The organism is Halobiforma nitratireducens JCM 10879 (assembly GCF_000337895.1).
In the GTDB taxonomy this organism is placed as follows: domain Archaea; phylum Halobacteriota; class Halobacteria; order Halobacteriales; family Natrialbaceae; genus Natronobacterium; species Natronobacterium nitratireducens.
Window position 1 is genome coordinate 17,398 of sequence record NZ_AOMA01000002.1, and the last position, 11,295, is coordinate 28,692.

Annotated in this window: 7 protein-coding genes and 2 pseudogenes; 5 read left to right on the forward strand and 4 right to left on the reverse strand. The window is 64.8% G+C overall.

All coding sequences use genetic code 11. The features are described from left to right. Positions 1-111: 111 nt before the first annotated feature. The 4 genes from C446_RS00080 (at position 112) to C446_RS00095 (ending at position 5,211) form a co-directional block, all read left to right on the forward strand. A complete protein-coding gene (locus C446_RS00080) occupies positions 112-2,151 on the forward strand; it encodes a hydantoinase/oxoprolinase family protein (RefSeq protein ID WP_006670994.1) in 2,040 nt (679 codons plus the stop codon). After that, positions 2,144-3,943, forward strand: a complete 1,800-nt coding sequence (locus C446_RS00085) for a hydantoinase B/oxoprolinase family protein (protein WP_006670995.1) — start codon at positions 2,144-2,146, stop codon at positions 3,941-3,943. Before C446_RS00080 ends, C446_RS00085 begins: the two co-directional genes overlap by 8 nt. Before the next feature lie 111 nt (positions 3,944-4,054). Next, positions 4,055-4,303 carry a YhbY family RNA-binding protein gene (locus tag C446_RS00090; RefSeq protein ID WP_006670996.1) on the forward strand — a complete coding sequence of 83 codons (249 nt, stop codon included), beginning with the start codon at positions 4,055-4,057 and terminating at the stop codon, positions 4,301-4,303. Then, on the forward strand, positions 4,300-5,211 hold the full coding sequence (locus C446_RS00095; protein ID WP_049919935.1) for a mechanosensitive ion channel family protein: 912 nt from the start codon (positions 4,300-4,302) through the stop codon (positions 5,209-5,211). The genes C446_RS00090 and C446_RS00095 overlap by 4 nt, the downstream gene beginning before the upstream one ends. 20 nt (positions 5,212-5,231) lie before the next feature. Here C446_RS00095 and C446_RS00100 read toward each other — a convergent pair whose 3' ends face one another. Next, positions 5,232-6,101 (reverse strand): LolA family protein, encoded by an 870-nt coding sequence (locus C446_RS00100; RefSeq protein ID WP_049919939.1) that lies wholly within the window; start codon positions 6,099-6,101, stop codon positions 5,232-5,234. A 168-nt stretch (positions 6,102-6,269) separates the two neighbouring features. On the opposite strand from C446_RS00100, the pseudogene C446_RS19705 reads away from it, so the two are divergent. Further along, positions 6,270-9,117: pseudogene (locus C446_RS19705) on the forward strand (PAS domain-containing sensor histidine kinase). Between the two features lie 75 nt (positions 9,118-9,192). Here C446_RS19705 and C446_RS19710 read toward each other — a convergent pair. The 3 genes and pseudogenes from C446_RS19710 to C446_RS00130 form a co-directional block, all read right to left on the reverse strand. Further along, positions 9,193-9,297, reverse strand: a pseudogene (locus C446_RS19710) (SDR family oxidoreductase); the annotation flags it as partial. A gap of 154 nt (positions 9,298-9,451) precedes the next feature. Then, positions 9,452-10,018, reverse strand: a complete 567-nt coding sequence (locus tag C446_RS00125) for a YciE/YciF ferroxidase family protein (protein ID WP_006671001.1) — start codon at positions 10,016-10,018, stop codon at positions 9,452-9,454. A gap of 187 nt (positions 10,019-10,205) precedes the next feature. Then, entirely contained in the window at positions 10,206-11,156 is a 951-nt protein-coding gene (locus C446_RS00130) for a DMT family transporter (protein WP_006671002.1), read from the reverse strand. Positions 11,157-11,295 lie beyond the last annotated feature (139 nt).

Genomic DNA, 11,295 nt, shown 5'->3' on the forward strand with positions numbered 1-11,295 from the left:
AGGATTCATTTCGTCACCTCAGGTCCCCCGAAACGTTCGATCAGAAAGAATGGTGGCAAAAGTTATATTACAGTTGCCACCCTCGGTTCCCCTACTGAGGTGAGTCAACACGTGACAGAACGACTGGCGGTAGACATCGGGGGGACGTTCGTCGACGCGATCACCTTCGATCGCGAAACTCGCAGCGTATCCGTCGAAAAGGCATCGACAACACCTGCCGAACCGGAATCCGGCGTTCTGGAGTCGATCGACAAGATCGGCACGACACTCGAGGACACGGAGGCGTTCGTCCACGGGACGACGCTCGGACTGAACGCCGTCCTCGAGCGTGAGGGTGCGACCACGGGGATCATCACGAACGAGGGGTTCGCCGACGTCTACGAGATCGGACGGACGAACGTCGAACGCGACTCGATGTACGACATCCGCTACCAGAAACCCGAATCGCTGGTCGCTCGGCGACGGCGTGTCGGTGTTCCCGGCCGACTGAACGCCGACGGGGAGGAGGTCGAACCGCTCGACGAGGAGGCAGTCAGTGAGGCCGCTTCGACCCTCGTGGAGGAACGAGGCGTCGACGGGATCGCCATCTGTTTCCTCCACTCGTATCGGAACCCGGTCCACGAGCAACAGGCGGCGGAGATCGTACGCGAGGCCTATCCGGACGTTAGCGTCTCGATTTCGAGTGCTATCACGCGCGAGTACCGCGAGTACGAACGGACGAGCACGGCCGTGATGGACGCCTACATCAAGCCGATCTTCGAGAGCTACATCGAGAACCTGGACTCGGCGCTCTCCGAGCAGGGGTTCGACGCCCCGTTTTTCGTCACCCGTTCGGGCGGCGGGACGCTGACCGCCGAGAGCGCAACCGACGCGCCGGTCCATACCATCCTCTCGGGCCCGGCCGGCGGACTCATCGGCGCATCCCACGTCGGCCGCGAAACCGGTCGCGAGAACCTCATCACCGTCGACATGGGCGGAACGAGCCTCGACGCCTGCGTCATCGAGGACGGGACCCCCGCCGTGAAATACGACTCCCGGCTCGAGCACCAGCCGTTGATGATCCCGGTCTACGACATCCGGACGATCGGTGCGGGCGGCGGTTCGATCGCCTGGCTCGACGGCGAACTGCTCAAGGTCGGACCCCAGAGCGCCGGTGCCGATCCCGGCCCCGTCGCGTACGGGCAAGGCGGGACCGAGCCGACCGTCACCGACGCGGCCGTCGCGCTCGGCTACATCGATCCCGCGGACTTCCTCGGCGGCGAGATGGAACTCGACGCCGACGGTGCCCGAGACGCGATCGACGAGGTCCTGGCCGAGCCACTCGACTCGTCGGTCACCGACGTTTCGCGGGGTGTCTTCGATGTCGCGCTGGCAAACACCGTCGGCGCGATCCGGGAGATCACGATCGAGAAAGGGCTCGACCCACGCGAGTTCTCGATGATGGCCTTCGGCGGCGCGGGGCCGATGTTCGTGCCGCTTCTGGCCCGCGAGATGGGCGTCGACGAGGTCGTCGTCCCCGAAGCACCGTCGGTCTTCTCCGCGATGGGAATGCTGATGGCCGACGTCGTCTACGACTTCGCGCGGACGAACATCGCGGCCCTGTCGGACCTCGAGCTGTCGGATCTCGAATCGACCTTCGAGGACCTGGACGACGAAGCGATCGACACGCTGACCGACGAAGGGTTCGACGAGGAGGGGATCGACCTCGAGCACACCTTAGAGATGCGCTACCTGGGACAGGAACACACTGTCGAGGTGGATGCAAACGGCATCGAGTCGACCGCAGACGTCAGCGACCGATTCGAGCGCAAACACGAGGACCGGTACGGCCACGCGATGGACGATCCGCCGGAGGTCGTCCACCAGCGCGTTCGGGCGATCGGCCGCAACGACAAACCGCCACTCGAGCGAGCGGACCCGGTCGACGCGTCACCGAATCCGGTCGACACCAGGGACGCGTACTGTTTCGCCGTCGACGACCGGACGACGTTCGACGTGTACGACCGCAGCGATCTGCGCCCGGGTGCGGCGGTCGACGGGCCGGCGGTCGTCCGCGAACCGACGACGACGATCGTCTTCCACTCGGATCAGACCGCGACGGTCGACGAGTACGGACAACTCATTATCGACGGAGGTGAGGTCGATGAGTAACGCGACAGACGAAATCGACGCGGCCACGGTCGAGGTGGTCCGAAACTACCTCACGTCGGCCGCCACGGAGATGCAACGCACACTGATCAGGACCGCCTACAACACGATCATCTACGAGATTCTGGACTTCGGCATCTCGCTGTACGACCGGGATCGCAACCTGATCGCGGACTCGCCCGGCCTGGCGCTGTTCCTCGGGGCCAACGACTACGCCCTCGAGAAGGTCGTCGAGCACGTCGGCGAGGAGAACATGAACCCCGGCGACGTGATCCTGATGAACTACCCCTACTGGAGTTCGACGCACACCCTCGACGTGGGCGTGTTCGCGCCGATCTTCCGGGAGGGACCCGAGGTTCCCCGTGAGGAGAACGAACTCATCGGGTACGCGGCCACGCGGGCCCACTGGCTCGACCTCGGGGCGAAAGACGAGGGATACGTTCTGGATTCGACGGACGTTCATCAGGAGGGCATGATCTTCCCCGGGACGAAAGTACACAAAGGCGGCGAGCCGGACGAAGAAATACTCGATCTGATCCGGTTCAACTCCCGAATTCCGGACAAGGTGCTCGGCGATCTCAACGCCCAGATAGCGGCGATCCGGACCGGGAAAGAGCGTCTCCAAGAACTACACGGCAAATACGGGGGCGACACCGTCGAACGATGTATCGAACGCATCCAGGACCACGGCGAGCGGACGGCTCGTGACGCGGTTCGTGACCTGCCAGACGGGACGTGGTCCGCCGTCGACTACGCCGATGGAACGACCGGCGACGGCATCCGGATCGAGGTCGAGGTGACCATCGACGGCGAGGAGTTCCACGTCGACTTCTCGGGTTCGTCCGATCAGGTCGACGAACCGTTGAACATCCCCCGGGGGATGACCGAAACCGTCTGTAAGCTCTGTTTCAAGTCGCTGACGACGCCCGAGGAGACTTCGAACGCCGGTCAGTACGCACCGCTGTCGTTGCACGCACCCGAAGGCAACCTGTTCAACGCGAGCTACCCCGCGCCGACGTTTACGATCTGGACGGGGATCGTCAGCGTCGACGTGGTGTTCAAAGCGTTGGCGAAAGCGATGCCCGAACGGATTCCCGCCAGCTCCGGCGGCGATCTCAACGACGTTATGCTGTTCGGGGAGGACCCCGACACGGGCCGGCAGTTCGTCGAGGCGAACAACGATGCCGTCGGGTGGGGTGCAACCGACGAACACGACGGGGCCAACGCGATCATGCATATCACGGAGACGATGGTTCAGAACATCCCCGTCGAAGTGTTCGAGAACAAAGCGCCGATCTCGTTCGACGAACTCTCCTTGCGCCAGGACTCCGGTGGTGCCGGTGAACAACGCGGCGGGCTCGGGCTCCGGCGGGACTTCCGTATCGAGCATCCGGTCGGGGCGCTCTCGATCATCCAGAAAACGCGCGAGCCAGGGTGGGGGATCGACGGCGGCGAACCCGGCGACAAAAACGGGATCGTGCTGGACCTCCACGACGATGCCGACGAGCGCGTCGACGTACTCGTCGATAACACTGATCTCTACGACGACGACGAGCTGTGGGTCGGGATGTTCCGCGGTACCTTCCACGAGGGTGAACTCATCTCCAATCGGACCGGTGGTGGTGGCGGCTACGGAGATCCGTACGATCGGGACCCCGAAGCCGTCCGTGAAGACGTGATCGACGGCTACGTCTCCAGAGAAGCGGCCCGCGAGGAGTACGGCGTCGCGATCACTGCGGACGGCGACATCGATCGCGAGGAAACCGACCGGCTCAGATCGGAATCGGGCAGCTAATCGAACCCTCGAGGCCCCTCGATCCATCCGTGGTCGACGATCGAGGCCACGGGTCGTCGAGTCGGTCCGTTTCGAGAAGATTCAAACGGCTCGACTCCATTATTCCGGGGTATGGACCGACAGAAGCTCACGAAACGAGCACACGATCTGGACGTGACCGTCTGGGTCGGCAAGAGCGGCATCGAATCCGTCGTCGACGAGCTCGACGACCAACTCACTGACCGGGAGCTGGTGAAAGTGAAGTTCCTCCGAGCAGCTCGGGCAGGGAGCTCGACCGACGAGAAGGCCGCCGAGCTTGCCGATCGAGTGAGTGCTGACCTCGTCGAGACGCGGGGTCACACCGCAGTGTTGTATCGATGATAGAGTACCCCTTGCAGGCCGAACCCGCCGACGACCTCGGCCCGATCGGCGCGGCCCTCGAGGACGTGACGGGTGCGACGATCGCCGCGAGCCTGGAGGGACTACTCCTGTTTCTCGTCGCGTTCGCCGTCGTCTACGGCGTCGGGCGAGTCGTCTTCCTGCCGATCGTTCGGCGAGGGCTCGAGACGCGTGAGTTAGACGCCCACGCCCAGAAGCCGCTGTTGAGACTCGTCAGGTTCGGCGTCGTCTTCTTCGCGGTCGCGATCGCGTTCGGGTTCGCCGGATACGGTAACTTCCTGGTTTCGATGGCCGGGATCGCCGCGGCCGGCGCACTCGCGGTCGGACTGGCGATGCAGAACACGATCTCGAATTTCGTCTCCGGAGTGTTCATCTACATCGACAAGCCGTTTCGGATCGGCGACTGGATCGAGTGGGACGGCCACTCCGGCGTCGTCGAGGACATCAGTCTGCGCGTGACTCGCGTCCGTACGTTCGACAACGAGTTGCTGACGGTACCGAACGCACAACTCACCGACAGCGTGATCAAGAACCCCGTCGACGCCGACGAGCTTCGGATGAAGTTCGTCTTCGGGATCGGCTACGACGACGACATCGACGAAGCCCGCGAGATAATCCTCGAGGAGGCCAAACGCCATCCCGACATCGTGGACGATCCCGAGCCGAGCGTTCGTCTCACCGAGCTTGGCGACTCGGACGTGGGCCTGCAGTCGCGGTTCTGGATCGAAGACCCCTCGCGAGCGGACTTCGTCCGGATCAAAGGCGAGTACGTCGCCGCGGTCAAGCGACGGTTCGACGAGGAAGGGATCGACATCCCCTACCCCGTTCGCACTCTCGAGGGAGGACTCGATCTCGCGACTGGCCAGGACGTCGTTCAGCCGGGCGAGTGACGTGACTGCCGATCGCGTCGTCACTCGCTTAGGTCAGTCACGGTCGTGTTCTCGGGCGGGTCGAACGCGAACGTCTCGCCGTCGATGCTCGGGTCGTTGAACGTCACTGTTTCGAACTGTTCGGACATGACGTACAGATACCGATCGTCGTCGTCCGCTTCGTTCTCGTCTCTGACGACGACCTGTTCTTTCAGTGGATACTCGTACTCCGCGTCGATCCAGAGGCGCTGCTCGTCGACGACCAGTTTGTCGTCCGGGTCGACTGTCTCGAGAGCGTAGACGAACTCGGTATCCCCGACGAGCACCGACAGCCCCTCCGCGACGGTCTCGTTTTTCGCTTCGACCGAGAGCACGTGGGCGTCGCGGTCGGCGACAGTCTCGGTTCGCAGATACTCGAGATCGTACAGGTCCTGCTTGTGCTCGGCGTGTTCGGCGCGGTCGGTGCGGACGGCCTCGTCGTCGAATGGGTCGTCGACGGGGTAGTAGCTCGCGGTGTTCGCGTCGGGATCGTACCACCACGAGACCGACGCGTTCGACACGTAGATGTCGCCGATTCGGTCCGACTCGTCGGAGTCGAGTACCTCACTGCGGTACTCGACGTACGGTCGTTCGACGATTTCGACTCGCTGGGTACGGGTCGTCTCGCGGTCGGGGCCGTCCTCGATGTCGAGTTCGGTCGTCCGCTCGCCGTGGACGTTCTCGAGGTCCTCGGCGTGGACGAACGCGCTCGCGAACAGGGCTGTGGGGTCGGGGTCGGCGTCGGAATCGGGTCCGCCGTCGACGGGTTCGCCTCCCGTTTCCAACGCTCCCAACTCGAGGGCGAGATAGCCGCCGACCAGAAGGAGAATCGCCACCACGGCGAGGACGATCACGGCTCGACGAACGTTCATCGTGAGCACAAATCATGGGAGGGATACTAAACGTTATTCGTTCGCGGTCGACCCGTTCCGGCACAGCGTGGTTCGGTTCAGCTCGCTCCACGCCCGGATCACGAGCGGACCGAGAAGGAGCCGGTTTCGTGGCGGGACTTATCCGACTCGACCGCTAGTGGTACTGCCATGACCGATCCGACGGAGGCCTCGGACGGAGGGTTCTGGGGCGACGGGGTCGACGCTCCGCCCGGGGAAGCCAACCGGCGGTTCCGAGCACTCTTCCGGGCGATCGACGACGGCGTCTTTCAGCTCGACGAGTCCGGCAGGTTCGTCGCCGTCAACGACGGGCTCCTCGAGTTGACCGGCCACGACCGCGACGACCTCGCCGGAGAACACGCCGCTCGAGTCTTCGAGGCGTACGATCGGATCGAACGCGAGGGTCGCCGCTGGGAGGACGAGCCGGGGATCGAAGACGAGCGAAGCGACGTTCTCGCGACTCCCCTTCGCAGGTCCGACGGTCGGGTGGTCGACTGTGAGATCAGGCTGACCCCGCTTTTCGAGAACGGCGGTCGGAAAACGGTCGGCGTCGTCAGGGAAGTCGAAAGGGGCAGTGACTCTCGGTCGGTCCCGGAACTCGCGAGATCAGCCCGGAAAGGAACGGACGCCGTGGACGGCGGGCGAGCGGAAGCGGAAGCGGAAGCGACAGCGACAGCGACAGGGAGAGCGAGAGCGAAAGCGGAAGCGGAACTCGAGGAGGGTTACGGTCGCGTCACGGACGGGTTCGTGGCAGTCGACGAGGCCTGGGAGTTTACACACGTAAACGAGCGGGCCGAGGAGATATTCGGAGTCGACGAGCACCGACTGCTCGGGACGACGATCTGGGACCAGTTCCCCGCCCTGGTCGACACTGTGTTCGAGGAACGCTACCGCGAGGCGATGGATCGCGGCAAACAGCTCTCCTTGGAGGCGTACTACGAGCCGCTCGATACCTGGTTCCGGGAACACCTCTACCCGTCCGGGTCCGGGCTGTCGATCTACTTCCGTGACAGTACCGAACGCAAGGAGATGGAGGCGGAGCTCCGCGAGCGAGAACGACAGCTCTCGACGCTGATGGACAACGTTCCAGGGGTCGTCTACCGCTGTGCGAACGAGCGGGGGTGGCCCATGGAGTTCGTCGGCGACGCCTGCGCCGACATCACCGGGTACGATCCCGAGGCCATAGAGAGCGGCGAGGTGTCCTACGGCGACGACGTCATCCTCGAGACGAGCCGCGACGAGCTGTGGGTCTCGATCCAGGAGACCGTCGTCGACCGGGAGCCGTTCTCGAAGACCTATCGGATCGAGACCGCCGACGGCGAGGTCCGGTGGGTCAGAGACTACGGCCGCGGCGTCTTCGAGGACGGTGAACTCGTCGCCCTCGAGGGGATTCTCATCGACGTCACCGAGCGAAAACGCCTGGAGACCGAACTCGAGGAGGTGTTCGGCCGCGTCACGGACGCGTTCTACGCCCTGGACGAACGATGGCAGTTCACCCACCTCAACGACCGGGCCGAGCAACTCATCGATTTCACCGAGGACGGCCTGATCGGGAAGAACGTCTGGGAGACTTTCGAGTGGGCGGCCGACTCGAAGCTCCGCGAGGAGTACGAACAAGCGATGGAGAGCCAGGAGTCGACCGCGTTCGAGATTTACTACCCGGAGCCACTCGAGACCTGGTTCGAGGTCAACGCCTACCCCTCGGAGACGGGGCTGTCGGTGTACTTCCGGGATATCAGCGACCGGAAGGCACAGGAACGGGAACTCGAGGAGTCAGAGCGTCGGTACCGCGCGCTCGCGGACTACTTTCCGAACGGGATCGTCGCGCTGTTCGATCACGAACTGGAGTATACGCTGGCGGCGGGCCAGGGGTTCGACGTAACCCCCGTCGATCCCGCCGACATCGAGGGGACGCATTTCCGTGAGGCCTGGAACCAGGAGACGGCCGATGCGCTCGAGCCCGCCTTCGAGGCCGCCCTCGAGGGCGAAGAGCGGGCGGTCGAACTCGAGTACGCGGGTCGAGAGTGGATCGTCCGTGGGGTTCCGATCACCGACGAGCGCGGCGAGGTGTTCGCCGGGATGACCATGGCCCAGGACATCACCGAGCAGAAAGAACGCGAGCGGAAACTCGAGGAGGTCGTCGACCGACTCGAGGAGTCCAACGAGCGCCTCGAGCAGTTCGCGTACGCGGCTTCCCACGACCTGCAGGAGCCGCTGCGGATGGTCTCGAGTTACCTGCAACTCCTCGAGAGCCGGNCTCGAGGAGGTCGGCGCCCGACTCGAGGAGTCCAACGAGCGCCTCGAGCAGTTCGCGTACGCGGCTTCCCACGACCTGCAGGAGCCGCTGCGGATGGTCTCGAGTTACCTGCAACTCCTCGAGAGCCGGTACGGCGACGACCTCGACGAGGACGGCGAGGAGTTCCTCGCGTTCGCCGTCGACGGCGCGGACCGGATGAAAGCGATGATCCAGGGGCTGCTCGAGTATTCGCGGGTCGAGAGTCGCGGCGACCCCTTCGAGCCGGTCGATCTCGAGGCGGTGCTGACGGCGGCAAAGCGGGATCTCCGGATGCGGGTCGCGGAAGCCGACGCCGAGATCGACGCCGGTCCGCTGCCGGTCGTCGAGGGTGACGCCGACCAGCTGCGGCAGGTGTTCCAGAACTTGCTGGACAACGCCGTCGAGTACAGCGGCGACGGGCCGCCGCGGATCGAGGTGTCGGCTCGACGCGTCGACGCCAGTGTCGGGGCCGATGTCGACGACTGTACGTGGGTCGTCTCCGTCAGCGACGACGGAATCGGAATCGCTCCCGCGGATCAAGAGCGAATCTTCGAGGTGTTCAACCGGTTACACAGCCGCGACGAGCATCCGGGAACGGGGATCGGCCTGTCCCTGTGCGAGCGGATCGTCGAGCGCCACGGCGGCGAGATATGGGTCGACTCCGAACCGGGCGAAGGGACGACGGTCTCGTTTACGTTGCCGGCCGTCGACGCGGAGCAGTAACCGATTCAACGTCCCTGCAGGGCCCGGGACACGACGGGGACGGACACGGGACTGTTGGCGCGAGCGCGTCGCGCCACGAGCGGCCAGTGTGCCCCGATCACCGCGGTCGGCGGCCATCCGCGCGGTCGTGAGACCGATTCCCGACGACGCTCCGGCGATTACGACGCCCTGTTCCTCGATCGGTGTCGTCCGCGTGCGGTGTGGATCGAAGGGGCTGACCCATCGGACACGAACGGGACTCGCTGCCGTCCTGTCTGGACCCGGAATGCGTGGGGCCGAAGAAAAGCGGAGAGACCGTACTGTCTCACCCCGGACTGGCCGAACGGCCCCGGGATCAGCCGGTAAGCCGCGTAAAGAGTTTCCGGACCGCCGACTCGTTTGCGACTTCCTTCAACTGCGTGCCCATTCCGTCCTCTTCTTTTCGGCTGCGGTCGAGTGGCTTCCGGATGTCTCGAGGGTGGTCGAGTCGCCGGGCGAGCAACACCGCGTTCTCGTAGCCGGCGGTCTCGAGGTGTTCGATCTCGATTGCCGTCGTGAGAATCCGCAGGTCGCGTAGATCGACGTCTGCGTTGGGGTCGTTGCCCGGATCGCCCGCGGTTCCCGGCGTCGATTCGTCGACCGCGACCGTTTCCAGGAACCTGTCGTGTTCCTCGAGGACGCCGTCGAACGCGGGTCGCTCGCGTTCCTCCGCGGGGGTGTCGACCAGATCGAGAACGTCCTCGAGGCGGTCGCGTTGGTCCCGGGTCTCCCCGCGGTGGTGCTCGAGGGCCCGCCGGAGCGCGTCGTTGTGTGCGTCGGCGACGAACTGCTCGAGGACGTCCTCGTGTCGCCGCTCGACGTAGTACAGCTCCTGTACGTGATATGTGAAAACGTCGTCGAGGCCGGAGATCGGTCGAGTCATGGGAGTCGTGGTGTCGTCGAGTGATCGAGCAGTCGAACGGTCGCGTCGCCGACTGGTAGCATCGCCGCTCGGTCGTGAGACGGACGTGATCCGCGCCGGCTAGGCCTACGTTCGTCCCCACGTTCCAAAAGCGCCAGTTCGTCGGAGCCGAACGGTCACTGCGTGGAGAACGAGGCTGGAAGGACAGTCAGCCGTCGCTTTGGGTCGTCGACGCCAGATAGATTCCGACCGCCATCACCGCACCCCCGAGGACGAACCGCGAGCCGGGCGACTCGCCGAGCATCGTCGCCCCGAACAGTGCTCCGACGACCGGCTGGGCGAAGAAAAACGCCGAGACGACGCTGGCATCGACGTACTCCATTCCCTTGTACCAGAGGTACCACGCCGCGGCCGTTCCGAGCAGTCCGAGGTAGAGCACGGCGACGACCAGCCCCGGCGTCGGCTCGATCGCCCGCAGCGAGGCTCCGGTCGTCGCGATCTCGAGCGGGACGAGCGCGCCGAGGACCGGCACCGCGACGGCACAGGAGTAGGTCGCCGCCTCGAGAGCGGAGTAGCGTTCGATGAGCGGCTTGCCGAAGACCGTGTAGACGGCCCACGTCGCGCTCGCGATCAGCAGCATGCCGATCCCGGCGGTCGCGGACCCGGCCCCGAGCAGGTCCGCCGTCTCGTACTGGCCCGTCACTACGACGACCGTGCCGACGGTCGCGAGCGAGATGCCCGCAAGCAGCCGCCCGGACAGCCGCTCGCCGAGGACGGTCACTCCGAGCAAGACGGTGAAGACGGGCGTCAGGACGGTCACGAGCGACCCCTGACTGGCGGTCGTCAGCGCGGTCCCGAGAAACTGGGTCGCAAGCGACGCGGCGACGGCCACCCCCAACACGGCAAACCCCATCAGATCGCGCCGGGAGAACTGTCGTGGCGGTGCTGTTGCACGGACCACGACGAGCAACGCGGCCGCGCCGACCGCGACCCGGAGAAACGCGAGCGTCAGCGGCGGTACGGAATCGAAGCCCCACTTGCTCACGACGTAGAGGCCGCCCCAGAGTGCCGCGGCGGCAAGCGGTGCCAGAGCGAACAGATACGTGGCGATACCCGACTGCACGACGGCCAGCTTCGACGACGGAACTGCAGGTCGCATTCGACTCGAGGGAGGGGCCGAGGGAGGATGGGCGCTGTCGTTAAGATGTTAACTCAGCTTTGAACGTTGAAGTAGGATCGTGACGTAGGCGGTAGCGAACACGGATGATGCCGATTACGGACTTCTTGTCGTGCACGCG

Coding starts and splice junctions, on each gene's coding strand:
- C446_RS00090 (WP_006670996.1), top strand. CDS start 4,055: ATGGACCGACAGAAGCTCACGAAACGAGCACACGATCTGGACGTGACC.
- C446_RS00085 (WP_006670995.1), top strand. CDS start 2,144: ATGAGTAACGCGACAGACGAAATCGACGCGGCCACGGTCGAGGTGGTC.
- C446_RS00100 (WP_049919939.1), bottom strand. CDS start 6,101: ATGAACGTTCGTCGAGCCGTGATCGTCCTCGCCGTGGTGGCGATTCTC.
- C446_RS00130 (WP_006671002.1), bottom strand. CDS start 11,156: ATGCGACCTGCAGTTCCGTCGTCGAAGCTGGCCGTCGTGCAGTCGGGT.
- C446_RS00095 (WP_049919935.1), top strand. CDS start 4,300: ATGATAGAGTACCCCTTGCAGGCCGAACCCGCCGACGACCTCGGCCCG.
- C446_RS00125 (WP_006671001.1), bottom strand. CDS start 10,018: ATGACTCGACCGATCTCCGGCCTCGACGACGTTTTCACATATCACGTA.